Raw genomic sequence first — 26352 nt, forward strand, 5'->3', positions numbered from 1 at the left:
TGATCATCACCCCATCAATTCAAAATGATACGAAGCAGCACTTAACGCGTATAACGGCGCCGTTTCTGTTCTTAAAATTCTTGGTCCTAAACTACATGGTACAAATTTATGTTCACGAAGCGCTGTAATCTCTTCCTCAGCTAAACCGCCTTCTGGGCCAAATACAATCAATAGCTTTTGACCTGGTTTCATTGTCGTTAAAGCTTTCGCAAAATTAGATTTCTCGCCTTGTTTCGCTTCCTCTTCGTAAGCAACAAGACAAACATCATACTCACCACTCATTGTAAGCAGTTGCTTAAATGATGCCGGAGCATGTACTTCCGGAATTTCACTTCTATGTGATTGTTCCGCAGCTTCTTTCACAATTTTTCTTAAACGCTCAACTTTTTTATCAGCTTTTTTCGCATCCCATTTTACGATAGAGCGAGATGCTTGAAATGGTAAGAATGCAGCTGCCCCAAGCTCAGTTCCTTTTTGAAAAATCAACTCTAGCTTGTCTCCTTTTGGCAGTCCACTTGCAATCGTCACGAAAACAGGAAGTTCACTTGACGCCTCTACCCATTCTACAATAGCCGTATTAATAAATTCACTGGTAATTTCATCAATTGAACATACTGCTGTTTTTCCGTTTACACAGCAATAAATTTGATCGCCAGCTGTCATACGCATTACTCTCGCAATGTGATGTACATCATCACCTACAATGCGAATCTTTGCTTCACTTACATGTTTTTCTTCTACAAAATAACGTTGCATATAATCACCTTAGTAGAGTTTCGTTCCTTTCGTAAGTCAACACTTACGAAAAGAACGAAACATTATCATTTTTCATATAACAAACGGCAAGTCCCTCACCTTATAGTGAGAGACTCCCCTTTTCATTATAGACTAAAATCTATATTACGCATTTCGTGCAATAATTGCTACCCAATCTTCCATTCGTAACACTTCTTCAATTGTAAATCCAGCTTGTTCTAACGCCTCAGAAATTACTTTTTCCTTCGCAGCAATAATGCCCGATGTAATAAATAATCCACCTGACTTCACAACTCTCGCTGCATCTTCAGGGAATAAAAGAATAATTTCTGCTAATAAGTTAGCTACAATTAAATCAACAGGACCTTCAATACCTTCTAAAAGACTATTTTGCCCAACAGACACGATATCATCTGTTTTATTTAAACGCACATTCATTTCTGCACTTTCAACTGCAACCGGATCTAAATCATATGCTTGAACAGAAGACGCACCTAATTTTGCCGCTGCAATACTAAGCACACCAGAACCTGTTCCTACATCAATGATAGTGTCACCTGGCTGTACTGTTTTTTCTAAAGCACGAATACACATCGTTGTTGTTGGATGAGTTCCTGTACCAAACGCCATACCTGGGTCTAATTCAATGATTTTTTCATCAGGAGAAGATGCTGTATATTCTTCCCACGTCGGTACGATTGTGAATGTATCAGAAATTTGTACTGGATGGTAATATTTTTTCCAAGCAGTAGCCCAATCTTCTTCATTGACTTCGTTAACGGTAATATTTCCAGTACCAATTTCAATGTCGTAAGATGGAAGCACATCAATAGATGATTTTACACCTGCAATCGTTTCATGTAAAGAATCCGTTTGCGGGAAATATGCTTTTATTAATACACCTTCCGCCGGATATTCATCTGGATTCAATGCATAAATTTCACCATATTGTTGCTCGCGCTCTTTCGTTAACTCCGCTGGATCCTCAATCGCAACTCCGCTAGCACCAGCTTCATGTAAAATATGAGAGACAGCTTCTACTGCTTCTTCTGTTGTATGAATACTAATTTCTGACCATTTCACAATTTACCAACTCCATTTTTTATTTCCATTATTCCCCTTTGAAAGCACGTTTAAGCTTTCCGAATAAACTATCATCCTGCTCTTCTTGTCCTGCAAATTCACGTAATAAATCTTTTTGCTGTGAAGTCAATTTCGTCGGTACAACAACACGAACGACTACATATTGATCTCCTTGGCCGTATCCACGTACGTTCGGAGCACCTTTTCCTTTTAAGCGGAATTCTGTTCCAGTTTGTGTTCCTGCTGGAATTTTCAGCTTCACTTTACCATGAACAGTAGGAACTTCCACTTCATCACCAAGCGCCATTTGCGCAAATGTTAATGGCATTTCGCAAATAATGTGATCTCCTTCACGCTCGAAGAATTCATGATTTCTTACATGAACGACAACATATAAGTCTCCTGCTGGTCCGCCATTTACGCCGGCTTCACCTTTTCCAGACACACGAATTTGTTGACCATTATCGATACCCGCTGGAATTTTAACATTGATTTTTTTACGCTTACGAACTTTACCTGAACCGTGACATGTCGTACATTTTTCTTTAATAATTTGTCCAGTTCCTGAACAATGACCACAAGCTTGACGGTTTACGATACGACCAAACGGTGTGTTTTGTTCTACACTCACTTGACCAGAGCCTGAACAATGTTTACATGTTTCTTTTGAAGTTCCTGGTTTTGCTCCACTACCTTTACAAGTATCACATGGATCTTCTACTGGAATTTCCACATTTAATTCCTTACCAAAAATAGCTTCTTCAAAATCTAAAGTGACTTGATATTGTAAGTCAGCACCTTGGCGCGGAGCATTTGGATCACGACGTCTGCCGCCGCCACCGCCAAAGAAAGAACTAAATATATCTTCAAAACCGAAGCCACCGCCGAAGTCTCCTCCGCCGCCAAATCCACCGAATCCTTGATTTGCACCAGCATGACCAAATTGATCGTACTGCGCACGCTTTTGATCATCACTTAACACTTCGTATGCTTCTTGTACTTCTTTAAACTTTTCAATTGCATTTTCTTCTTTGCTTACGTCTGGATGGTATTTTTTAGCCAAACGACGATACGCTTTTTTTATTTCATCTGTTGAAGCGCCCTTGCTAAGTCCAAGGACCTCATAATAGTCTCGTTTACTCATAAATTTACAACCCCCGAATCTTTCACATAAACGTAATTTTAACACCGAAAGAAAGTGCTTTGCAACAAAGTTTCCTCACTTACAGTATGCAAAGCGAAAAACTTAAGATCCTCACACATCGCTTCTCATTCGTGAAAAAAGCCAAAGTCAAGGCACGCTTGACTTTGACTTTTTGTCATCTTACTTATTATGTTTACAGTTGAATTACTTGTCTTCTTTTACTTCTTCAAACTCAGCGTCAACTACATTGTCTTTCTTCGTGCCAGCGTCTTGTGCACCTTGCGCACCTTCTGCTTGACCAGCAGCTGCTTGAGCTTGCTCGTATAATTTAACAGTTAATTGTTGTACGATTTCTTGTAAAGCATCTTTTTTCGCACGAATTTCTTCAAGCTCGTTTTTCTCAATTGCAGCTTGTAATGCTTCTTTCGCTTCTGTTGCTTTTGCAACTTCAGCTGCATCTACTTTACCTTCTAAATCTTTTACAACTTTGTCTGTTTGGAATACAAGTTGGTCAGCTTCGTTACGAAGTTCAACTTCTTCCTTACGTTTTTGGTCAGCGTCAGCATTTGCTTCCGCTTCTTGTACCATACGTTCTACTTCTTCATCAGAAAGACCTGAAGAAGATTGGATTGTAATAGCTTGCTCTTTGCTTGTTCCTAAGTCTTTCGCACGTACGTTAACGATACCGTTCGCATCAATATCGAATGTTACTTCGATTTGTGGAATACCACGTGGTGCTGGTGGAAGGTCAGTTAATTGGAAACGACCTAACGTTTTGTTGTCAGCTGACATTGGACGCTCACCTTGTAATACGTGAATGTCTACTGCTGGTTGATTATCAGCAGCTGTCGAGAATACTTGTGACTTACTTGTTGGAATTGTAGTGTTACGCTCGATTAATTTCGTGAACACGCCACCCATAGTTTCAATACCTAAAGAAAGTGGAGTTACGTCTAATAATAGAACGCCTTCTACATCACCAGTAAGTACGCCACCTTGAACTGCAGCACCTAATGCTACAACTTCATCAGGGTTTACACCTTTATATGGCTCTTTACCAGTTTCACGTTTAATAGCTTCTTGTACAGCTGGGATACGAGTAGATCCACCAACAAGAATAACTTTATCTAATTCGCTTGGAGCAAAACCAGCGTCTTTTAATGCACGACGAGTTGGCTCTAATGTTCTTTCAACAAGACCTGCTGAAAGCTCTTCGAATTTCGCTCTTGTTAACGTTAATTCTAGGTGTAATGGACCAGCAGCTCCAGCACTAATGAATGGTAATGAAATTTGAGTTTGTGTTACACCAGAAAGATCTTTTTTCGCTTTTTCAGCTGCATCTTTCAAGCGTTGAAGCGCCATTTTATCTTGGCTTAAATCAATGTTATTTTCTTTTTTGAACTCAGCTACTAAGTGATCGATGATAACTTGGTCAAAGTCATCGCCACCAAGACGGTTGTCACCAGCAGTTGAAATAACTTCGAATGTGCCGTCTGCTAACTCAAGGATAGATACGTCAAATGTACCGCCACCTAAGTCATATACTAAGATTTTTTGTTCTTCGTCTTGTTTTTCTAAACCGTAAGCAAGTGCTGCTGCTGTTGGCTCGTTAATGATACGCTCAACTTCTAAACCAGCGATACGACCAGCATCTTTCGTTGCTTGACGCTCTGCATCGTTGAAGTATGCAGGTACTGTAATAACAGCTTTCGTTACTGTTTCACCTAAGTATGCTTCAGCAGAAGCTTTTAAGTTTTGTAAAATGATTGCAGAAATTTCTTGAGGTGTATAATCTTTACCTTCAACTTCTACTTTGTAGTCTGTACCCATATGACGTTTAACAGACATGATTGTATTTGGGTTTGTAATTGCTTGGCGCTTTGCAACTTCCCCAACTTGACGTTCTTCATTTTTGAAAGCTACAACAGAAGGTGTTGTACGGTTTCCTTCTGGATTTGGGATAACCTTTGGTTCTCCACCTTCCATAACAGCTACACAAGAGTTTGTTGTACCTAAGTCAATACCGATAATTTTACTCATGGCGAATCCTCCTAGTTTTATGTAAATTATTGATTTACTTTTACCATTGATGGGCGAATCACACGGTCTTTTAATTTATAACCTTTTTGGAATTCTTCCACAACCGCGTTTGATTCAAATTCACTATCTTCCACTTGCATAATAGCTTGGTGTTCATTAGGATCAAACTGTTTACCAACAGCTTCAATCACTTCCACACCTTCTTTAGTCAGCGCTTCTAACAATTGACGATGCACCATTTCCATGCCTTGTAACAAGGATTTCGTTTGCTCATCAGTCGCTTCCACTTGCATTGCTCTTTCAAAATTATCAAGAGCTGGCAAGATGTCTGAAACTAGACTTTGTGCTCTATATTTTTCAGCAGCCTGTTTATCCATTTGGACACGGCGCTTATAATTTTCAAAATCAGCTTGTAGACGTAATGTGCGACCTTCCGTTTCCGTTAGTTTCGCTTGTAACTCATCTACTTTTTCTTGTAAAAGAGCAGCCTCACTTTTTTCTTCTACAGTTTCTTCACTGTTTTCTGGCGTGACAGCTTCTTCAACTTGCGCTTCTTTTACTTCTTCTACCACTTGTTCGTTACGCTCTTCCACAATATTCACCTCCTTAAAAGGTATTAGGTATCATGCATAGCATGATTACCTAAGCATTATATATTACACACAGCAATGAAAATTTCATCACTTGAGCGAATGTATTACTCTCATTTACTTTTTAAGTCCATCAGTAAATTGTCTCGTAAATAACTGTAACAAACTAATTACACGAGAATATTGCATTCTCGTAGGACCTAAAATAGCAATTGTTCCAAGTTGCTCTTCGCCGATCGAATATGTTGCAGAAATTAAACTGCAATCCTCCATAGCCGTCGAAGTGTTTTCCCTACCAATTTTCACTTGAATCCCGACTTGTTTATGACGCAAAATGTCATAAAATTCGGCTTCATTATCAATCATGGTAAGCAAAGATCTAACCTTTTGAATGTCATGGAACTCTGGCTGCGAAAGCATATTTGCTTTTCCTCCAAAGTATATCTTTTCCGATAACGGAACTTGAAATGTACCATCTAACATTTTTATTGCACTATCGTAATTATGAACATACCCACGTAAAACTGTAACAATCTCCTTAAAGATTTTATTATGAAGTTCTTCCATCGGTACGCCAGATAGCTTTTCATTTAAAACATTAACCATTTTTTCTAAATCTGATAAATCAACAGATTCCGGAACGGTAATCGTTTTACTTTGTACATGCCCTGTATCAGTTACAATAATAGCGACTGCAGTTTGACGATCAAGCGGCACAATTTGTACATTTTTAAGTTTATTTGTACTTAACTTCGGTCCAAGAACAATGGCCGTATAATTCGTAAGTTCTGATAAAATTTGAGCAGATTGCTGTGCAATTTTTTCCGCTTCAAAAATTCTTTCAGCAAATAAATCTTTAATTTGTACAATTTCAGCGTTCGGTAAGTTTTGCGGCGCTAAAAGATGGTCTACATAAAATCGGTAGCCTTTCTCAGAAGGAACACGTCCAGAAGAACTGTGCGTTTTTTCAATAAAACCTAATTCTTCTAAGTCCGCCATTTCATTTCGAATAGTAGCTGAACTAAATGTAATTTCATCTTTTTTAGCCAACGTTCTAGACCCAACAGGCTGCGCTGATCCAATAAAGTCATCAATAATTGTTTGTAAAATTAAGAGCTGACGTTCCGTAAGCATCTCATCATCACCTCTGTTAGCACTCTTTGTCTTTGAGTGCTAAATCTATTAATAACTTACCAAAATTGACATTCAATTGTCAACGGAAACGTCACGAAATAATGAAACTTTTTCACGCCTATGGAACATTTAATTAGTCAATCAAAAATGATTGGAATACTTCATTCCCTAATAATTTTCCTTTTCGCGTTAAACGCACATGTCCATTTTCCTCTTCAAGTAATCCTTGTTCTTGATTGCTTTGTAACTGCTTCGCGAAAACTTGATCCATCTCCACATTAAATTTATTGCGGAATGCCGTTTTAGAAACACCTTTTGTTTTTCGAAGTCCTAAGAACAGTTCTTCTTCCATTCTTTCTTTCTCCGTCACCTTATGAACATCTAAATACGGAAATCCTGTTTCATCAATTTTATTAAAATATTGCTTCAGCGGACCTACATTTTGAATACGTTCCCCATTCACATAACTATGAGCTCCAGCTCCAAAGCCATAATACTCTTCATTATTCCAGTATGTGAGATTATGTCTACTTTTATTGTCACCTTTTGAGAAATTACTAATTTCATACTGGTTATAACCGTGTTTCTCCATTTCATCCATTACCATTTCATACATTTTAGCTTCATGGTCTTCACCCGGAAGACGCAATTTCCCTTTATTCATTAAGTTATAAAACACTGTTTTAGGTTCCACAATTAATGAATATGCCGAGAAATGTTGTACACCAAGCGTAAAAGCAATGTCTAATGTTTCCTTCACATCTTCTATCGTTTGTCCTGGCAAAGCATAAATAATATCTACATTAATATTTTTAAAGCCTACTTCCTGAGCTTCTCGCATCGCTAGGAATGCATCTTCCCTCGTATGCTTGCGCCCGATTTTCTCAAGCAGTTCATCACGGAACGTTTGCACACCAAAACTAATTCGATTCACTCCACCTTCTAGTAGTACATTCAACTTCTCTTTCGGTAGATCTCCTGGATTCGCTTCAAATGTCAATTCACAATTCGGAGCAAACGGACGCAAATGACGATTAATAATCTCGAGTAATTTTTTTGTCTGTTCCATATTTAACGCTGTCGGAGTTCCACCGCCCACAAAAATCGTTTTCATACTATCAAACGGAACTTTTTGAACCGTATTTATTATTTCCTTCTCTAAATAATCTAAATATTGATCAACCGGTTGGCGTTCAATAAACACTTTATTAAAATCACAATAGTGACAAATGTGCTGACAAAACGGAATATGAATATATGCAGCTTGTACCAAATATAACTCCTACCTTTCTAAAAAGAAAACCTCCGCACTCCGGAGGATTCTCTACTTCTCTAACGTATTACGAATTTGTTCCATTCGCATTTTTCCCCAATCATACATCATTTCAACGATCGGTAAAAGTGACATGCCTAGTTCCGTCATATAATACTCAACACGAGGAGGAATTTCGGGATATACTGTTCGATCAACAATCCCATCTTCCATTAACTCTTTTAATTGGTTCGACAAAACTTTATGAGAAATGCTTGGGAATAACCGTTGTAATTCACTAAAACGATGAGGCCCTTCCACACCAAGATGCCACAGTATCACAACTTTCCACTTTCCACTAATAATAGAAAGCGTCAATTCCTTTTCACAATTAAAATTGCCATTTTGTATTTTATCTTGAATATCTTTTCGAATATTTTCGGACATTAACAATCTCCTAACTCTATATGAACTAAAAAGCTCTCTCATTATTGTAAATGAGAGCTGCTCAGATGTCTAAAAAGTAATTATACAGAAAAAAGAAGCCGCACAAACGACTTCTTTTTTATTTCAAATATTAGTTGTCATCCATTTTCAGTACAGCCATGAATGCCTCTTGTGGCACTTCTACAGAACCAACAGACTTCATACGTTTTTTACCTTCTTTTTGCTTATCAAGAAGTTTACGCTTACGAGAAATATCACCGCCGTAACATTTTGCAAGTACGTTTTTACGCATCGCCTTAATTGTAGAACGTGCTACAACTTTATTTCCGATAGTCGCCTGAATTGGTACTTCGAACTGTTGTCTCGGAATTAATTCTTTTAATTTCTCTACAATTACTTTACCACGGTCATACGCTGAATCACGGTGTACGATAAATGATAAAGCATCCACTTGTTCATTATTTAAAAGAATATCCATTTTCACAAGTTTAGATGGTTTATAACCAATTAACTCGTAGTCAAATGATGCATACCCTTTCGTATTTGATTTCAATTGATCGAAGAAGTCATATACGATTTCTGATAACGGGATTTCATATGTTAATGTAACACGCGTTTCATCTAAATATTGCATATCAATAAACGTTCCACGTTTACCTTGGCAAATTTCCATTACAGCTCCAACATAGTCATTCGGAACCATAATTGAAGCCTTCACAAACGGCTCTTCTACACGATCGATAGACTGTGGATCTGGCATATTAGATGGATTATCAACAATAACATCTTCACCGTTTGTTAAATAAACTTTATAAATAACGCTTGGCGCTGTTGTAATTAAGTCAATCTTAAATTCACGTTCAATACGTTCTTGAATGATTTCCATGTGAAGAAGTCCTAAGAATCCACAACGGAAACCAAATCCTAACGCTTGAGATGTTTCTGGTTCAAACTCAAGAGCAGAATCGTTTAACTCTAATTTTTCTAACGCATCACGTAAATCGTTATAACGAGCAGAATCAATTGGATACAGCCCACAGAATACCATCGGGTTTAATTTACGGTAACCTGGTAACGCCTCTGCAGCTGGACGTTTCGCATGTGTAATCGTATCACCAACACGTGTATCACCTACGTTTTTAATAGATGCTGCTAAGAAACCTACATCACCTACTGTTAACTCGTCACGTTGCGTAGTTTTCGGTGTAAATACACCTACTTCTGTTACTTCAAATTCTTTACCCGTTGCCATCATACGTACTTTATCGCCAACTTTTACCGTTCCATTTACAACACGGATATAAGCAATTACACCACGGTACGGATCATATAAAGAGTCGAAAATCATACATTGTAACGGCTCTTCTGAATCACCTGCCGGAGCTGGTACTTTTTCAACAATTTGTTCTAAAATTTCTTCAATACCAATTCCAGCTTTCGCAGAAGCAAGTACCGCTTCTGATGCATCTAAACCAATTACATCTTCTACCTCTTGACGTACACGTTCTGGATCCGCACTTGGTAAGTCGATTTTATTGATAACTGGTAAAATTTCTAAGTTGTTATCGAGCGCTAAGTATACGTTCGCTAACGTTTGAGCTTCAATACCTTGCGCTGCATCTACTACAAGAATCGCGCCTTCACAAGCCGCTAAACTACGAGATACTTCGTACGTAAAGTCGACGTGTCCTGGTGTATCAATTAAATGAAGAATATACTCTTCACCATCTTTTGCTTTATAGCTTAATTGTACTGCGTTTAATTTGATTGTAATACCACGCTCACGCTCTAAATCCATAGAGTCAAGCAACTGAGCTTTCATTTCGCGTTGTGTTAACGCATTTGTTTTCTCTAAAATACGGTCTGCTAACGTTGATTTTCCGTGGTCAATATGAGCAATAATAGAGAAATTACGAATTTTGGACTGTCTTTTTGCTCTTTCTTCTTTGTTCATCTATGTTCTCAACTCCTAATAGTCTCGCCAATATACACTAGCACTGATTATATCAATAGAGCAACAAAGATTCAATGAAAACTCGTGCTGCTTACGATACAAATCATTCTATCTATATCTTATGCGAATAAACCATAAGAGACAAACCCTTTTCAAATTTTAAAACGGTTGTCTTACAAATCAGTAAAACAACCATCTCCCATGCTACTCTTAGCTAAAAATCCCCTTTATTTTCCCAACAACTATATCCGTTCCGAACTTCGTCATTTCATAAGCTACACTTGCTACCGCCATCCCAATTCCTTCTACAACATTAAAACTTCTTAAACGTTCTAATTGTTGTTGTTTTTCTGAAGCTGAAAACGAACTACCCAAAATTTCTGATTCAGCACCTGTACTCTCTGTCCCTGTCATATGAGCTATTTGTTCATACGACAATTGCCGATAACCTTTCATACTTTTCAAACCATGATTAGCAAGTGACACTCCTGCTATCATCATAAGTAAACATAAAGCTACACTACATATACACAAAAGCGCAAAACGACTCAAACTATTATCATTTTTCTCCCTCAATGTGTATACGCTCCCGTATTATCTTGATCAATTTGATGATGCAGCGCTGCATTTAAACCACTCGCTATTACATTCGCCATATCCTCAATAAAAGTATCTACTTCTTTTGGGGTCACCATTAAGTTATGACCAAGAGGCGATAGCACTTCATAAATCAACCTTCTTTTTTCTTCTTCTTCTAACGTACCAACAGCACCTAAAAACATATTTCGGCTCTTTTCATCTGGCATATCTTCTTCTGTTAATTTTTTCTTTTCTCCAAATGAAAATCCCGCTGGTAACAAAGATCTTGAAGGTTTGTTTCCTTCTTTCATCTCTCGACCAAAATGTTTCAAAATAAAATCAATCGTATCACTTGTAATCGAAACTGCATCGACCACAGTCGGAACACCAATTGCGATAACAGGGATACCTAATGTCTCTTTACTTAGTTCCTTACGTTTATTCCCAACCCCTGATCCAGGATGGATTCCAGTATCAGAAATTTGTATCGTGCTATTTACTCGTTCAATAGAACGGGCAGCTAATGCGTCAATCGCAATTACAAAGTCTGGATTTGTCTTCTCAATAATCCCATAAATAACATCGCTCGTTTCGATGCCTGTAATCCCCATTACCCCCGGCCGAATTGCACTAACAGGCCTGAATCCTTCTTCTACACTTTCAGGCTGCAATTGAAACAAATGTCTCGTTACTAATACATTTTCTACAACTATTGGCCCAAGAGCATCCGGTGTTACATTCCAATTCCCAAGGCCTACAATTAAACAGCTCGCTTCTTTTGTAACACCAACCTCTTCTAAGAAATAAGAAAATTCTTTTGCAAAAATACGCTCCACTTTTTGTTGAAGTTCTGTATCTTGCTGACGTATACCTTGTACTTCAAGCGTTAAATAATTTCCAGGTTTTTTACCCATCGCTTCAGAGGCAGCTTCATCAATTGTTACTTTTGTAATTATAGTACCTTCTTCTTCCCTCTCTTTTACAATTACCCCCTGTACCCCTTTTTGTTCTTCTTGGCTTTCTTGCAACATTTGATGAGCTTCTACAGCAAGGTCAGTTCTAACGCTATATTTACTTAAATCCAATGGTTCTTTCATCGTATCTCCTCCGTAATTCATAGTAAATATCGTTAGATTTCCCAAAGTTATATAAGGTCATTCTTTCCTTTACGTGAAATTTCATGGATATACTATTGCAATTCTCTTCACCGTTTGATAGAATATCACTTGTTCTATGTAAGAATCGAGTCATTCGATTGCACCAGGGAGGTGAAAAGTATGGCAAACATCAAATCTGCTATCAAACGCGCTAAACTTAGCGAAGAGCGTCGTGCACATAACGCTTCTATCAAGTCTGACATGCGTTCTGCTGTTAAAACTGTAGAAGCTTTAGTTACTAATAACGATCTTGAAAATGCTAAAGAAGCTTTCAAAACTGCTTCTAAAAAACTTGACAAAGCAGCTCGTAAAGGTCTTATCCACCAAAACGCTGCATCTCGTCAAAAATCTCGCTTAGCGAAACAAGTAAACGCGTAAGGCGTTTAAAAAACGATCCATTTGGATCGTTTTTTTATATACAAAAAAAGTTCATGCACTAGGTACATGAACTTTTTTTGTGTCATCACATATGATTTAATCGCATTAAGAAAAACTCGAGCACAAGTTTCTTATCCATCTTTCCCGTCTTCATACTATAATCAGCTTCCGCTAATTCTATAATCACTTTTTTTAATTCTTCAAAAGAGAAAAATTTCGTTTGATTCATCGCCAATTTTACACGATACGGATGTACACCAATATGAGATGCAATTTGATTTTGCCCATAACCACGTTGCTGTAACTCTTTCACTTGATACAACAAACGGAATTGACTCACTAATAACGCAAGCAATTTAATCGGTTCTTCCTGCTGCGTAAATAATCCATCCAAAATTTGCATTGCACCTGCAATATCTTTTTTCACCACTTTTTCTGTCAAAGCAAATACATTTTGCTCAACTGATTTTGGCACAAGCTCTGCAACAAGTTTCGTCGTAATCTCTCCGCCCATACCAACGTATAACGTTAACTTGTCCATTTCCTTCGCCAACATCGTTACATTACTTCCCACAAGCTCTAGCAACAAACTAACAGCCGCGTTATCAATGTGCACATGCACTTCATCTGCACGAGCAATAATCCACTTCTGAACATCCTGCACTTGCATCGCATTCGCTTCTACTACATCTGCTGTTTTCTTTAATAGTTTTGTAATTTTTTTTCGCTCATCAAGTTTTTCGTAAGGCGCAACAAAAACAAGAATAGAAAATGGAGAAGGTTCACCAATGTATTCTTCTAAAATTTTTATATTTTGCTCTAACTTTTCTTTTTGCGAAGTCAGAAATAGCGGTGATTTTATTAACAGTACTTTCCGTTCTCCAAAGAAAGGAAGCGTACGCGCATCCTCAACCACATCTTCTAAATATGCTTCTTCCAAATCGTATGTCACAACATTAAACTCTCGATCTTCTTCTTCAAGTGCTTCTGTCGTAATAAGCTTTATCGTTTCATTTATAAAAAAAGCTTCCGTTCCATATAGTAAATATAACGAAGCAAACTGTTTCTTTTTAATTTTTTTATGTATATCACTCATACTTTTTCCTACTCCCTAACTTGGCAATATATATTTATACTAATGCCCTAGCTTTTGTTTTACAAGTACAAAGGAACAGGCTTTATAACCCGTCCCTTTATTTATATTAAACGCCACGCAATAAGCCCCGGGTTTCTTATTGGTGTGCGGTAATCACCTTCCCTTTATTATTCACAATAAAAATTCGAGTATAAGTGCCAACTGTTAACATGCTTGGAAACAAAAAACTCACGTTACTTCATGATCTAAAAGTAGCAAAAAAGCTCATTTTCTCTTCATATGGAAATTGTAGATTTTTTTCTGACAATATTTTATACTAAAGTGGAATGTTGGGGAGGGATTCTAAATGAATGATTTTGAACAAAACGTTCAAAGTAAACGCAATGACGCTATTGATTCAGGGGTAGGATTTATCGTCTCATTTGGTTTTTTCGCAACACTTTTCATCATTGCAACTGTTATTAAATTTATCGGTTCTTAAAGGCTGCCACTTCATGGCAGTCTTCTCTTTTTCACCTATTATATGTCTTATCGTATGTGATTTTACTTTGAAAGGTTCCATTTTCCCCTTTAAAAACATAGGAAATAGCACCTTGCTTGTCCGTGCGCCATATCGCACTCCCCATCTTCTCCAAACGCTCTATCACTTCTTTATGTGGGTGTCCATATCTATTCTGCTTACCAACAGATATAATCGCTACACGGGGCTGTATAACGTTCAAAAAAGACTCTATAGATGACGTGTTACTTCCATGATGAGCAACTTTTAAAACATCTACTCGCAAATCTGGATACGCAGATACTAAAAACTGCTCTCCTTCTTCTTCTAAATCGCCTGTAAATAGCCACGTCAATCCTCCAAATTTTGCCCATATTACAATTGAAGCATTATTTTCACTTTTTTCTTTTCCTTTTGGAGCTAAAACGAAAAATTCAGCTTCATTTACACTCCAACTTTCCCCTTCCCCCACTTCAGTTATTTTCATTTCCTTTTCTAATGCCTGTTTCTTTACTACTTTTTCTAATACTGCATCTTTTCCCTTTCGGCCAAATACAACTTCTTTTACAGGTATATATGATAATAATTCTTGCGCAGCACCTATATGATCTGCATCTCCATGCGTTACGATTAATTTATCAATTGTTTTAATACCTTCTTTTTGTAAATAGGGTATTAAAACATCATTTCCAACAGAAAATTCATGCTTTTTTTGTTGCCACTCTTCCTTATTGACACGAAGCGTTCCACCTGTATCAATAAGATAAACCCCTTTATCATACGGAAGGCGAATTAATATTGCATCACCTTGTCCAACATCAATAAATGTTACACTTCCACTTCCTCTAAAATATGGATATACATAATGACACGTGCTAATAAAAAGAAATATACTCACAACTATACAAACCATTTTTTTCGGCGCTCTCCTTTCCCAAACCATCAATATACTGACAATACTCGCGCAATATACAGCTACAAGATTGAAGGACGTTTTCCCGAAAATAAGCTGGTTAAATGGTAAACTTTCACAATAACTTAGAAAAACATTAGACATACTCAAGCCTATTGATAACACATCCGCAAATCCTTTTGCGAGAAACGGGACAATTGGCATACACAGTAAAATAATAATGCTACATGGTAATACAATGATAGATAAAAACGGAACGTATAAAAGATTGAGGAAAATGCTATATGGAGAAAAATAACCAAAGTGATATAACAAAATCGGAGTACTAACGAGCTGTGAAATGATAGAAATATAAATAGAATTTCGGATTACTCCGTTGCTACTCACTAACAATAACGGAGCAGACAAAAGTAAAGCGAAGCTACCTACAAAAGAAAACTGAAATCCAATATTAAAAACAAGATAAGGGTCATATATAAGCATACATATAGCTGTTACACTTAAAGCATCTAAACTAGATAAACGAATCGAGCACATAAAAGCAATCAACGTCAAAACTCCTGTTATAGAAGCCCTTATAACAGAGGGTGACGCCCCTGCTAAAACCATATACAAAGGAATACAAATGATAAGGCAAATTGTTGCTACCTCCCTCGTCGCACCACTTCTTAGCAAAATAAAATATACTATCACCATTAACAATACAATGTGCGAACCTGAAATTGCTAACAAATGTACAAGACCAAACTGTTGATATTGCTCTTCCACTTCAAACGTCATTTGTTGTCTATCACCAAATAGTAACGCATTCATAAAAGCACCTGATTGCTCTGGAAACATCTCTGTAACTTTCGAGATTACTTGTTGCCTCAAAAGGAGAATCCGTTGCATGAGCGACAGTGATGTTTTATAGCATTCAGAAATATATGCAGCCTCAAATGTGAAATGAATATGTTGCTTGTATAAATAATCACGGTAATTAAAACCATGAAAATTCCGAGCTGTTTGCGGTTCTTTCCTCTCACCCTCGAATACACATGATATCCCTGCGTATAATTGTTGCATTTTTTCCTTTTCCAAGGCTGATTTTATTCTATAACTTAACTGCACTATATTTTTATTGTGATCTTCAAACTGAAAAGATAGGCGATCTCCATTAACAAGCGGTGTGTTTTGTATAACCCCTCTTGTAACTCCATAGGGCTCTCCTAGAGACTTATTCCACCCTTGAACATAGGAAGTGTATACAGCGCCACTAAAGCACGCTACAATGCAAAAAAAGAAGGTTTTACGCGAAGTGCGATATAAACAGAAGAAACCATTTAAAAAGAGGTAAAAAACTATCAATAAAAGTGACGAGGAAAAGGCAATTGCAATCCCTATTATAAACGAGATTGCAACATACCCCCATTGTTCCTGCAACTTATACTCACTCCTTATAGCATCATTTTTGCTTTCGTGAATACATGCTGTAATTCTTCCATTGATAAATTATCTTTTTCTAAAGACGCAAATAATTCTTTTAACTCCGTATAACGTTTTTGCTCCTCTAATGCAGCGATATCATATTCTAGCGGAACGTGCTTCACTGTTACATTCGCTTGTTCAAATAACTCTATGGCGTATGGATGATTTTTATAATCCTGCGCATAATAAACCGCTGTAATACCACTTTGAATAATTGCCTTACAACATTGTAAACAAGGGAAATGCGTAACGTAAATTTCTGCTTCCTCTGTTTTCGCACCAAACTTGGCACATTGTAATAAAGCATTCATTTCGGCATGAATTGTCCGAACACAATGATTATCGATTACGTAACAACCATCATCTATACAATGTACGCCACCTTTAATCGAACCATTATATCCACCAGCAATAATTCGTTTATCGCGAACGATTGTCGCTCCTACCGCAAGCCTTGTACATGTACTACGTAACGATAGTAGATGGCTTTGCGTCATAAAATATTGATCCCATGAAATTCGTTCCATATTTTTCACCTACTTTTTTGTCTACTTGTAGTGTAGCGAAAGAAGAAAAACTTCGTCAATCTTTTACGGAATAATAATTTGATCTTTTATCTTTTCAAGAGACTTCGCACCAATCCCATCAATCTCTAATAAATCTTCTATTTTCTGAAACGGACCATGCTCTTCTCGATATTTCAAAATACTTTCTGCCTTTCGAGAGCCAATCCCTGTAATTTTTTCCAATTGCTCTTTCGCTGCTGTATTTATTCGAATCTTGCCATCTTCCTTAGAAGAAGTAAACATCCCTTGTTCTGGCTCATTTTTACTCGGTATATAAAGAAGCATTTGATCTTGTACAATTTGTGCTAAATTCACTTTTTTCATATCTACTTCTGATAAAAAACCACCAGCCTTTTGAACCGCATCCTTTACGCGATCTCCTTCCTTCATTTCATATACCCCTTCTTTATTAACCGCTCCTTTCACATCAATTATAATTGTTCTTTTCTGTTCCTTTGTATCCGATATTTTCGGTTTACCCTTTTTTTCTATCTCCTTCTCTTGCACATTCATTGTAATAGGCGTTCGTTCTACACTCTGATTCGTTTTCCAAAAAACAAGAAAAAGTAAAGTTCCAATAATAGCTACTAAACCTAACCACTTTTTCGGAAAATCCCACATCATTTTACACCTCTAATCATAAATTTATAACATCATTCATATTGTTTAGGAGAAAGCTGTTACGAAGGAGGGATGAAACTTTGAACATAGGAATTATAGGGACAGGAAACATGGGGAATATACTAATCGATGCATTTTTAGAAACCCGTGCTGTCAAACCTTCGTGCCTTACAATCATTAATCGGACGCCTGCCAAAGCATATCACATAAAAGAAAAATACCCTTCTGTTCATATAGCAAAAACAATCCCGGAAGTAATCGAACAATCACAACTTATTTTTATTTGCGTTAAGCCGATAGATATATACCCTATCCTAAAAAAATACGCTGAACATTTTTCTGATGAAACGTGCTTAGTTTCTATTACAAGTCCAATATCTCCATCACAATTAGAGACTCTCGTACCGTGCCACGTCGCACGTATCATTCCAAGTATCACAAATCGCGCCCTCTCTGGCGCCTCACTATTTACATTTGGAAATAATTGCTCTGAAGAATGGCAACAAAAACTACTTCGTCTATTCAAAAATATTTCTACACCTCTTGTAATAGAAGAAGATATAACACGTGTTTCATCTGATATAGCAAGTTGCGGTCCTGCTTTCTTTAGTTATTTACTACAATGCTTCATTAACGCTGCTGTAGATAAAACAAATATTACACACGAAGAGGCTACTACTTTAGTAAGTGAAATGGTCGTGGGGATGGGGAAATTACTTGAAAAAGAAATCTTCACATTACCTACCTTACAAGAAAAGGTTTGCGTGAAAGGCGGCGTTACCGGGGAAGGCATTCGGGTTTTAGAAGAACACGTTGGAGATATGTTCCATAAGTTAATCGAGCGAACACATGAAAAATTTGATGAAGATTTAGAATGCGTTGATCAGCAATTCAATAAACACACATAATAAATACGTCATTTTCATTCCAAATCCTTTTTATAAATACTTACTTTTTTACAATACATTTTCACTTCAACTACTATTCCCACACTTTACGCATACGATCTTCAGATTATGCTAGAACTAAAAATACATCTTCTTTATAAAACAAAAGCAACCTTCTCGGTTGCTTTTGTTTTATTTGTTTTATTTGTTTTATTTGTTTTTCTTCGCCATGAAGAAAATACGCTCTGTTTGTTCTGTAACTTCAAGTCGCTCAAAATCACCTGTTACACGAAGAACTGTAAAACCTGCTTCTTCAAGCCATTTCGTTAACTCTTCCACTTGATATGCACGTTGCACGTGACATTCATCAAACCGATGGTACACATCTTCTTCCGGATCTTGAACAAAGAATGTCAAATCATGCTCTACACTATTTGATTCTTCACCAGGGAAGCAATTCCAAATAAGAGATATTTCTTCTCCATTCACTGTATACGTTTCATTTTGAAATACATGATGTATTTTATATAAAGAATGTACATCAAATAAAAACAAACCATCTTGACGCAAATGGTGAAACACTCTTCTAAATGTTTCTTGTACTCCATCTTCTTGCAATACATAATTTAATGAATCACAAAAGATAGTGACACAGTCAAACTCACCTGGAACATCAAGCTCTCGCATGTCTTGTTGGTAAAAAGGAATAAAGTATCCCTCTCCTCCTAGTTTTTGCTGAGCGACTGTTAACATTTCTTCTGAAAGATCGACACCTATTAAATCGTAACCCTTTTGCACAAGCGGAAGGGTTACATTACCCGTACCGCATGCTACATCAAGAATTTTTGCCTCTTTCATATCTGCCTGCTGCAGGCTTTCCTCTGTGAATTCTACCCATTTATCATAAGGGACATCATTCATCAGTTCGTCGTACAACAATGCAAATTGTTCGTATTTCATTGGCCTAGCTCTTCTGTTATATCTTCACGTGGCACATCGCCCCATAGACGCTCTAAATTATAGTGATTACGCTCATCTTTATGGAATACATGGGCAACTACATCTCCAAGATCAACTAATACCCAACGTGCTTCGTCAAAACCTTCCATACGTTGTACGTCGATTTGGAACTCATGTGCTTTTGATTTAATTTCACGTGCAATTGCTTGCACTTGTTTATCTGAATTACCGTGACAAATAATGAAATAATCTGCAATTGGTGAAATACCTTGCATATTTAGGACAACCATATCTTCTGCTCTTTTATCATCAGCTGCTTTTGCCGCTAACACTAATAAATCTTTATCGTTCATTTACTCATTTCCTCCTTGATAACTGCATTGTATGTTTGGAATGTTAATGGATAAATCGTCTGATTTTTTTCCATTAAAAATTGAATTGTTCTCTTTAAGGCAAATAATAAAGCTTGATTTATATCCGTATATGCGAGTTTACGAGCCTCTTCCACACCTGGAAACTTTCGCCCTGGCTCAATGTAATCAGCTACATAAATCACTTTATCTAACATCGTCATGTTCTCATGACCACTTGTATGATATGTAATAGCTTGCAATATTTCAGAATCCGTAATGCCTACCTCTTTTTCTACTAAGTATGCCCCAACAGGCGCATGCCACAACTCTTTATTATAGCAAAGTAAATCTTTCGGCAAATCTTCACGTTTAATAATCTCTTCCATCTCTGAAATTGCTCTACATTTCGCATAATCATGGAATATAGCTGCCATCTCTGCTTTTTTCTCGTCCACACCGTATAACTTAGCAAGCTCAATCGCTGTCTCCATTACACCAATTGTGTGTATATAACGTTTTTCATGCATTTGTTGTTTGACAATATGCAGTGCATTCTCACGATTCATACAACCCATTCCTCTCGATATATACCTGTACTTTTTCAGGAAGTAAATATTTACACGTTTTCTTCTCCTTATATCTCTCACGTAATAAGGATGAAGAAACTGCAAATTCCGGAATTTCCACTGTAGTAATCTTATATGGTGTATGCAATGTATACCCAGGTCTTGCAACTCCAACAAATGTTACAAGATTAAGTAAAGCTTCAATGTTATACCACTTCGGTAAATACTCAACCATATCCCCACCGATAATAAAGTGAAACTGCACATCCGGATACTTCTTCGTCAATTGTAACATAGTGTCATACGTATAAGATGGGCCCTTCCTGCTTAGCTCTTCTAAACAAATAGAAAAGTGTTCTTCTGCCTCAGTCGCAAGCTCTAACATATGTAAACGACTTTCTATACTTGTAATATTACGTCCTTGTTTATGTGGCGGAATCTGGTTTGGCAAGAACCATACTTCTTCCAATTCCAAAGCGTGATATACTTCATTTGCAATTAGCAAATGTCCATAGTGAGGCGGATCAAATGTACCGCCAATGATGCCAATTTTCCTCAAAAGAAACGCCCCTTCCTTTTACATACAGCAACTCTCCTTGGTTAGGAACGAAGAGAGCTGCTATTAATAAAAGTTCAATTGGTTTCGCTCTCTACATCATTACGCATCAGCGATAAAAAATAGCGCATGCTAATCTTTTTATCGAGGAAGCTTAATTTGTTTATTTTCTCTTGATTCTTTGTATAAAACGATTGTGCTTCCAATTACTTGAACGATTTCAGCACGTGCACCTTTTGCAAGTTCTTCCGCAACCTCACGGCGATCAAATTCACAGTTTTGTAATACGCTCACTTTAAATAGTTCACGAACTTCTAACGCTTCTCCAATTTGTTTTACCATATTTTCATTTACTCCGCCTTTTCCTACTTGAAAAATTGGTGTTAAATGATGTGCTTGTGCACGTAAAAATCTTTTTTGTTTTCCTGTTAACATATATGTTAGCCTCCAAGCTTTTCTATAACTAATTGTTTCATTCGATTAATATTTGGTACACGTCCTGTCCACATTTCAAATGCAAGTGCTCCTTGATAAACAAACATATCAATACCATTTTGAATGATTGCGCCTTGCTCTTTTGCCTCACATAAAATTTTCGTTTCAAATGGATTATAAATTATATCTGATACAATCGTTCCTTTTTTTAACGAACACATTTGTAATGGCGTATGTTCGACGTGTGGATGCATACCTATCGTTGTCGTCTGAATGATAATATCATAATTTCCTTGTTCTTCTGTCGCTTTTTCTAACGACAAAGCAACAGAATTAACATCGGCCGTACGTGCAGCAATAAGTTCTTTCGCCTTATCTACTGTACGATTGGCTACATCAATCTCTTTTACACCTACATCAGCAAGAGAAAAATAAATAGCTCGGCTAGCACCACCTGCACCAAGTAACAAAATACGTTTCCCTTGAAGTGGTTCATTACTAATTGACTGCAGCGCTCGAACAAAACCAATTCCATCTGTGTTGTAGCCAATTAACCTTCCATTCTTATGAACCACTGTATTTACTGCACCGATTTTCCTTGCCAATGGATCAATCTCATCCAAATACTCCATGATAGCAACCTTGTGCGGAGTTGTTACATTAAATCCTGAAATACCTAATGCTTTTAAACCTCTTACTGCTTCCCCTAGCGCTTCCTCTTCAACAAGGAATGCATGATAATGGGCATCCATATTCAAGTGTTCAAATGCATCGTTATGCATAACGGGTGATAATGAATGTCCAATTGGATTTCCGATTACACCATATAATTGTTTCATAAATCCCTCTCCATATTAAATTAAAGATTTACGTAGTGAAACACTTACTCCTTTTGGTACGTGTGCAACAATTTTTGCGCCTGGTTCGTTCACAGTAACCCATCCTAATCCAGAGAATACAACATCCGTCTTTGGTTCACGAATATTAAATTCGTATTTCACTAACTCAGGCATATTTGCTAATTCTTCTGGCGTTGGCGGGCTTAGTAAATCTCCAGCATGATTTTTATATAATTCATCTGCTTTCTCAAGCTTTGTACGATGGATTGTTAAACGATTCGAGAAGTGACAAGTAAACGCACGACGACCACCACTTACATAATCAAAACGTGCCAATCCACTAAAGAATAACGTTTGTTCTTCATTTAATTGGAATACCATCGGCTTAATTTCTTTTGTTGGTGTAATAAGCTTTAAGCTTTGCTTCCCAACATAATGAGCCATTTGGTGGTGGTTAATAATACCTGGCGTATCATATAAAGAAGATTCTTCGTCTAATGGAATATCAATTAAATCCAGTGTTGTTCCTGGGAAATGAGATGTTGTAATTACATTTTCAGTCTCATCACTAAATTCTTTAATCATACGATTAATAAATGTCGATTTCCCTACATTCGTACATCCAACAACGTAAACATCTTTGCCGCCGCGATAATACTCAATAGCATCTGCTAGTTCAGCAATTCCTTGTCCCTTCGCTGCACTAATTAAAAAGACATCTTCTGGTTTTAATCCTAGCTGCTTTGCACTATAGCGCATCCAATGCTTTACTTTATCATGTTTTACTGACTTTGGAATTAAATCAGCTTTATTTCCAACAAGTAATACTTTATTATTTCCTACGAAACGATGTAAGCCAGGTAACCAGCTACCATTAAAATCAAAAATATCTACAATTTTGACTACTAATGCATCTGATTTTCCAATTCCATTTAAAATGCGTAGGAAGTCATCATCTGTTAACGATACATCTTGAATTTCATTGTAATGCTTCAAGCGAAAACAACGTTGACAAATGACTTGTTCTTTCTCTAAAGATGAGGTAGGAGCATACCCCACTTCGTTTTTATTTTCTGTTTGAATTTCTACACCGCAACCAATACATTTAATTGTTTCAGTCAAACTTTATTCCTCCCAGTTAATTAAACCTTTTTTCTTCATATTTTTCATGATTCTTCGTTCAATTTTTCGATTAAAGCGCGTCACTAATCCGTCCGTTTGTGCTACCGGTACAACTAAAATTGTATGAAGCCCTACTCGGTTTCCACCAAGCACATCAGTCAGTAACTGATCTCCAATTACTACAACTTCCTCTGCCTGCAGATGCATCTCTTGTATCGCACGCTTAAACGCTCGAACAAATGGTTTACGTGCACTATGAATAAATGGAATACCTAATGGATCAGCAAAATCTTTTACACGTTGCTCATTATTATTTGAAACAACCGTTACTTGGATGCCTTGCTCTTTCATTTTTAAGAACCATTCTTCAAGTTGCGGGGTTGCATTTGGACGATCCCATTCAATTAAAGTGTTATCTAAATCAGTAATAACACCTTTAATCCCACGTTTTTTTAAATCTTCTGGTTGAACATGATATACATTTTTCACGTATTCATTTGGTAAAAATAGCTTCAATTTCTTTCACCTCTTTGAGGATTTTTCATAAAATTTTTCGACAACATTTTTCGATATATAACCTGTGGATAAAATTGTACACATTTTCCACATTAATCTTTCAGTTAATTTGGAATTTACTAACAAACTATACACACTTTATCCACCTAGGTATGTGGATAACCACTCGTTTGTGACTGTCATACTTTTTTGGTACATTAAATGCATCAACGAATCAATCCTTATATTATTAGGAGGTGACTCACCTTGAAAACAAAACATATGGAACAGTTATCCACTGAGTTACTCACTGAGTCTTATTATAAAGCAAAAGAACTAAAATTAAATCCCGACTTCATTTTACTTATAAAACAAGAAATCATTAGACGCTCATTAGAGGACAAGCTTGTCAAATCTTCTTGATTACATATAAAGTGAAAGTTTAATCAGCCCGTACCAATCAAACAGTTACAGGATACATTATTGAATGCCCTGTAAAAAGAGCCATCCTACGATGGCTCTCGAATAAACAAGTACTCCCATCTAGGGGATTTCATCATTAAGTATCTTTGCCCATAACTCTTACTTACGGTTATAAAAGCTTTTCTTTATTTATGAGCTAATCGAGTAGCTATTTTTTCACCAAGACGCAGCTCTTGTCCACTCTTTAATTCCTGCACTACTTCTATCATATCTTTTTCAAACAATAACACAACTGTTGAACCAAATGTAAAGTATGCCATTTCTTCACCTTTTTGAACAGTGTCTCTCTCATGCAAAAGCTCAATACTATTAACAAACATGGCCCCTACTTTTACAAGAGCCATATGTTCGCCATCACTGCTTACTTCTGTAACAGAACGATAATTTTTTGACAGCGGTTCTTTCCCGTATTCCATACCAGCTGCATTTACCGGATACGATTTTCTACCGAGTACAAATCTTTCAGTCACAGAACCAGAAAGCGGACTATGAATGCGATGATAGTGACTTGGACTCAAATAAATTACCATATATGTACCGCCTGCATATCGCGTTGCACGTTCTTCATTACCTAGCATATCCACAATTGAATAGCGCTTTCCTTTAATGTCAAATGTTTTTGTATCCTCAATAGGACCATGATCTGCAAAAACACCATCAACAGGACTAACGATACTCGATGCATCTGTATCAATACTACGCTTTCCTTCTTTTAGCTTACGCGTAAATAATTCATGCAATGTTCTATATTCCTTCAAACCCTTTTCCATCTCATCTTGATTAATTTGAAAAACTTTCGCATACGATGGAATAATGATAGAGCTCAAACGAGATTGTGCAAATTTACGTAATATATAAGAAGTAAAGCGACCATTTGTAAGTTCTATCATAAGTCGATATAATGTACGTCGCAAATTGCGAAACCCCCTAATCAGTCTATAACTTTAGTTTTCCCTTATTTTCTTTCTATATCATACGTAAAATTGGTTCTTATTCCCACATATCATATAAAGCAGCCTTATTATACATACAGAAAACTAAGTATGGTATTATTCTTAAATTATTTAGCACCTTCTAATATTACAGATAGAATCCGTCATTTTCAACAGTGAACATGTATTTCTTCTTAGCATAACGCGTTTTCTTTTCTTATTTACAATAAGAAAAGCAGCCTATTTTAAAATATGGCTGCTTCTAATACACTTTACTCTTTCGCTTTTTTCTCTTTCTCTGCCCTTACAAACTCGTGGAACATTTTCATTAAAGCACGCTTTTCGATCCGTGATACGTAACTTCTAGAAATGCCAAGCGCCTTAGCGATTTCCCGCTGTGTTTTCTCCTTATCTAGCCCAAGTCCAAAACGTTTCACAATCACTTCTTTTTCTCTTTCGTCTAAAATATCGATATACTCTTTAATTTTTTCTAACTCCATACTAAGCTGAATCATATCAATTACATCTTCAGACTCTGATTTTAATATATCAATAAGCGATATTTCATTGCCCTCTTTATCTTGCCCGATCGGATCATGAAGTGAAACATCTTTTTTCGTTTTCTTTAGTACACGTAAATGCATCAAAATTTCATTTTCAATACAGCGTGCTGCATACGTCGCAAGCTTCGTTCCCTTTCCTGCAGAATAGCTCTCGATCGCTTTAATGAGCCCGATCGTACCAATTGAAATTAAATCTTCTGCATCTTCTCCTGTGTTCTCAAATTTTTTAACGATATGAGCTACAAGCCGTAAATTATGTTCAATTAAAAGATTTCTCGCTTGAGCATCACCTTGCTCCATTAACTCTAAGTACTTTCTCTCATCATCTGATGATAACGGCTGCGGAAACGCATTATTTTTCACATAAGAAACAAAGACAAACACTTCTCGAACCATATATCCAATTGCGGCGAATAGACTCAAACCTTTCACCTCCGCCAAAATAGTGGTCTTTATTATGTGTATGTGGGCTTGAGGTTGTTTGT

At 36.8% G+C, this 26352-nt stretch carries 29 protein-coding genes; 4 read left to right on the forward strand and 25 right to left on the reverse strand.

The genetic code is table 11. The features are described 5' to 3' along the window. Positions 1-6: 6 nt before the first annotated feature. The 11 genes from ACUXVC_RS21720 to gpr all read right to left on the reverse strand — a co-directional run bounded on the left by ACUXVC_RS21720 (position 7) and on the right by gpr (position 12076). Positions 7-756, reverse strand: a complete 750-nt coding sequence (locus tag ACUXVC_RS21720) for a 16S rRNA (uracil(1498)-N(3))-methyltransferase (protein WP_001190142.1) — start codon at positions 754-756, stop codon at positions 7-9. A gap of 144 nt (positions 757-900) precedes the next feature. Next, positions 901-1839, reverse strand: coding sequence for a 50S ribosomal protein L11 methyltransferase (gene prmA, locus ACUXVC_RS21725; protein ID WP_375853017.1), 939 nt, complete (start codon positions 1837-1839; stop codon positions 901-903). Positions 1840-1867: 28 nt separating this feature from the next. Beyond that, a complete protein-coding gene (dnaJ, locus tag ACUXVC_RS21730; RefSeq protein WP_000043947.1) occupies positions 1868-2983 on the reverse strand; it encodes a chaperone protein DnaJ in 1116 nt (371 codons plus the stop codon). Between the two features lie 204 nt (positions 2984-3187). Further along, entirely contained in the window at positions 3188-5023 is a 1836-nt protein-coding gene (gene dnaK / locus ACUXVC_RS21735) for a chaperone protein DnaK (protein WP_000034701.1), read from the reverse strand. Positions 5024-5049: 26 nt separating this feature from the next. Beyond that, the gene (gene grpE / locus ACUXVC_RS21740; RefSeq protein WP_000392711.1) at positions 5050-5616 is read right to left on the reverse strand and encodes a nucleotide exchange factor GrpE; all 567 of its coding nucleotides are present in this window, start codon (positions 5614-5616) and stop codon (positions 5050-5052) included. Positions 5617-5730: 114 nt separating this feature from the next. Further along, complete coding sequence (gene hrcA, locus ACUXVC_RS21745) at positions 5731-6747, reverse strand: heat-inducible transcriptional repressor HrcA (RefSeq protein WP_000954942.1); 1017 nt, start codon at positions 6745-6747, stop codon at positions 5731-5733. 133 nt (positions 6748-6880) lie between these two features. Then, positions 6881-8020: a radical SAM family heme chaperone HemW gene (hemW, locus tag ACUXVC_RS21750; protein ID WP_144465074.1), complete on the reverse strand. Its 1140-nt coding sequence runs from the start codon at positions 8018-8020 to the stop codon at positions 6881-6883. 51 nt (positions 8021-8071) lie between these two features. Next, positions 8072-8446 carry a winged helix-turn-helix transcriptional regulator gene (locus ACUXVC_RS21755; RefSeq protein WP_001293539.1) on the reverse strand — a complete coding sequence of 125 codons (375 nt, stop codon included), beginning with the start codon at positions 8444-8446 and terminating at the stop codon, positions 8072-8074. Between the two features lie 130 nt (positions 8447-8576). Continuing rightward, a complete protein-coding gene (gene lepA / locus ACUXVC_RS21760; RefSeq protein ID WP_375853014.1) occupies positions 8577-10400 on the reverse strand; it encodes an elongation factor 4 in 1824 nt (607 codons plus the stop codon). Positions 10401-10610: 210 nt separating this feature from the next. After that, the gene (locus ACUXVC_RS21765) at positions 10611-10976 is read right to left on the reverse strand and encodes a YqxA family protein (RefSeq protein WP_098976532.1); all 366 of its coding nucleotides are present in this window, start codon (positions 10974-10976) and stop codon (positions 10611-10613) included. Further along, positions 10973-12076 (reverse strand): GPR endopeptidase, encoded by a 1104-nt coding sequence (gene gpr, locus ACUXVC_RS21770; RefSeq protein WP_075719071.1) that lies wholly within the window; start codon positions 12074-12076, stop codon positions 10973-10975. The genes ACUXVC_RS21765 and gpr overlap by 4 nt, the downstream gene beginning before the upstream one ends. A 180-nt stretch (positions 12077-12256) precedes the next feature. Here gpr and rpsT point away from each other — a divergent pair, with 180 nt between their 5' ends. Beyond that, positions 12257-12514, forward strand: a complete 258-nt coding sequence (rpsT, locus tag ACUXVC_RS21775) for a 30S ribosomal protein S20 (RefSeq protein WP_001274012.1) — start codon at positions 12257-12259, stop codon at positions 12512-12514. A gap of 85 nt (positions 12515-12599) precedes the next feature. Here the strand turns inward: rpsT and holA are convergent, their stop codons facing one another. Beyond that, the gene (gene holA / locus ACUXVC_RS21780; protein WP_001279933.1) at positions 12600-13610 is read right to left on the reverse strand and encodes a DNA polymerase III subunit delta; all 1011 of its coding nucleotides are present in this window, start codon (positions 13608-13610) and stop codon (positions 12600-12602) included. A 346-nt stretch (positions 13611-13956) separates the two neighbouring features. Here holA and ACUXVC_RS21785 point away from each other — a divergent pair, with 346 nt between their 5' ends. After that, entirely contained in the window at positions 13957-14091 is a 135-nt protein-coding gene (locus ACUXVC_RS21785) for a YqzM family protein (protein WP_000997609.1), read from the forward strand. A 31-nt stretch (positions 14092-14122) separates the two neighbouring features. On the opposite strand, the gene ACUXVC_RS21790 is transcribed toward ACUXVC_RS21785, so the two are convergent. From ACUXVC_RS21790 to ACUXVC_RS21800, 3 genes are all read right to left on the reverse strand, one after another. After that, a complete protein-coding gene (locus ACUXVC_RS21790; protein WP_098976534.1) occupies positions 14123-16444 on the reverse strand; it encodes a DNA internalization-related competence protein ComEC/Rec2 in 2322 nt (773 codons plus the stop codon). A gap of 14 nt (positions 16445-16458) precedes the next feature. Then, positions 16459-17016, reverse strand: coding sequence for a ComE operon protein 2 (locus ACUXVC_RS21795; RefSeq protein WP_000439773.1), 558 nt, complete (start codon positions 17014-17016; stop codon positions 16459-16461). A 63-nt stretch (positions 17017-17079) separates the two neighbouring features. Then, positions 17080-17679 carry a helix-hairpin-helix domain-containing protein gene (locus tag ACUXVC_RS21800; RefSeq protein ID WP_053563636.1) on the reverse strand — a complete coding sequence of 200 codons (600 nt, stop codon included), beginning with the start codon at positions 17677-17679 and terminating at the stop codon, positions 17080-17082. 77 nt (positions 17680-17756) lie between these two features. Between ACUXVC_RS21800 and comER the strand changes: the two genes are divergently transcribed. Then, positions 17757-18584 (forward strand): late competence protein ComER, encoded by an 828-nt coding sequence (gene comER, locus ACUXVC_RS21805; protein ID WP_053563635.1) that lies wholly within the window; start codon positions 17757-17759, stop codon positions 18582-18584. Between the two features lie 189 nt (positions 18585-18773). Here the strand turns inward: comER and ACUXVC_RS21810 are convergent, their stop codons facing one another. The 8 genes from ACUXVC_RS21810 to ACUXVC_RS21845 all read right to left on the reverse strand — a co-directional run bounded on the left by ACUXVC_RS21810 (position 18774) and on the right by ACUXVC_RS21845 (position 23910). Further along, on the reverse strand, positions 18774-19523 hold the full coding sequence (locus ACUXVC_RS21810; RefSeq protein WP_144465075.1) for a class I SAM-dependent methyltransferase: 750 nt from the start codon (positions 19521-19523) through the stop codon (positions 18774-18776). Next, positions 19520-19876 carry a ribosome silencing factor gene (gene rsfS, locus ACUXVC_RS21815; protein ID WP_000998173.1) on the reverse strand — a complete coding sequence of 119 codons (357 nt, stop codon included), beginning with the start codon at positions 19874-19876 and terminating at the stop codon, positions 19520-19522. The genes ACUXVC_RS21810 and rsfS overlap by 4 nt, the downstream gene beginning before the upstream one ends. Further along, positions 19873-20442, reverse strand: coding sequence for a bis(5'-nucleosyl)-tetraphosphatase (symmetrical) YqeK (gene yqeK, locus ACUXVC_RS21820; RefSeq protein WP_001078478.1), 570 nt, complete (start codon positions 20440-20442; stop codon positions 19873-19875). The genes rsfS and yqeK overlap by 4 nt, the downstream gene beginning before the upstream one ends. Further along, positions 20432-21001, reverse strand: a complete 570-nt coding sequence (nadD, locus tag ACUXVC_RS21825; RefSeq protein WP_001226037.1) for a nicotinate-nucleotide adenylyltransferase — start codon at positions 20999-21001, stop codon at positions 20432-20434. Before nadD ends, yqeK begins: the two co-directional genes overlap by 11 nt. A 138-nt stretch (positions 21002-21139) precedes the next feature. Continuing rightward, a complete protein-coding gene (gene yhbY / locus ACUXVC_RS21830) occupies positions 21140-21433 on the reverse strand; it encodes a ribosome assembly RNA-binding protein YhbY (RefSeq protein ID WP_000955227.1) in 294 nt (97 codons plus the stop codon). A gap of 5 nt (positions 21434-21438) precedes the next feature. Beyond that, the gene (aroE, locus tag ACUXVC_RS21835; RefSeq protein ID WP_053563633.1) at positions 21439-22272 is read right to left on the reverse strand and encodes a shikimate dehydrogenase; all 834 of its coding nucleotides are present in this window, start codon (positions 22270-22272) and stop codon (positions 21439-21441) included. Between the two features lie 15 nt (positions 22273-22287). Further along, a complete protein-coding gene (gene yqeH, locus ACUXVC_RS21840; RefSeq protein WP_000140807.1) occupies positions 22288-23394 on the reverse strand; it encodes a ribosome biogenesis GTPase YqeH in 1107 nt (368 codons plus the stop codon). 3 nt (positions 23395-23397) lie between these two features. Then, a complete protein-coding gene (locus ACUXVC_RS21845) occupies positions 23398-23910 on the reverse strand; it encodes a YqeG family HAD IIIA-type phosphatase (RefSeq protein WP_000765307.1) in 513 nt (170 codons plus the stop codon). A 246-nt stretch (positions 23911-24156) separates the two neighbouring features. Here ACUXVC_RS21845 and sda point away from each other — a divergent pair, with 246 nt between their 5' ends. Next, positions 24157-24312 carry a sporulation histidine kinase inhibitor Sda gene (sda, locus tag ACUXVC_RS21850; RefSeq protein WP_000850094.1) on the forward strand — a complete coding sequence of 52 codons (156 nt, stop codon included), beginning with the start codon at positions 24157-24159 and terminating at the stop codon, positions 24310-24312. Between the two features lie 185 nt (positions 24313-24497). Here sda and ACUXVC_RS21855 read toward each other — a convergent pair whose 3' ends face one another. Then, positions 24498-25286 (reverse strand): phosphatidylserine decarboxylase, encoded by a 789-nt coding sequence (locus ACUXVC_RS21855; protein ID WP_001255000.1) that lies wholly within the window; start codon positions 25284-25286, stop codon positions 24498-24500. Positions 25287-25576: 290 nt separating this feature from the next. Next, positions 25577-26290, reverse strand: coding sequence for an RNA polymerase sporulation sigma factor SigK (gene sigK / locus ACUXVC_RS21860; protein ID WP_000051382.1), 714 nt, complete (start codon positions 26288-26290; stop codon positions 25577-25579). Positions 26291-26352: the final 62 nt, after the last annotated feature.

This window comes from Bacillus sp. N6 (genome assembly GCF_052805735.1).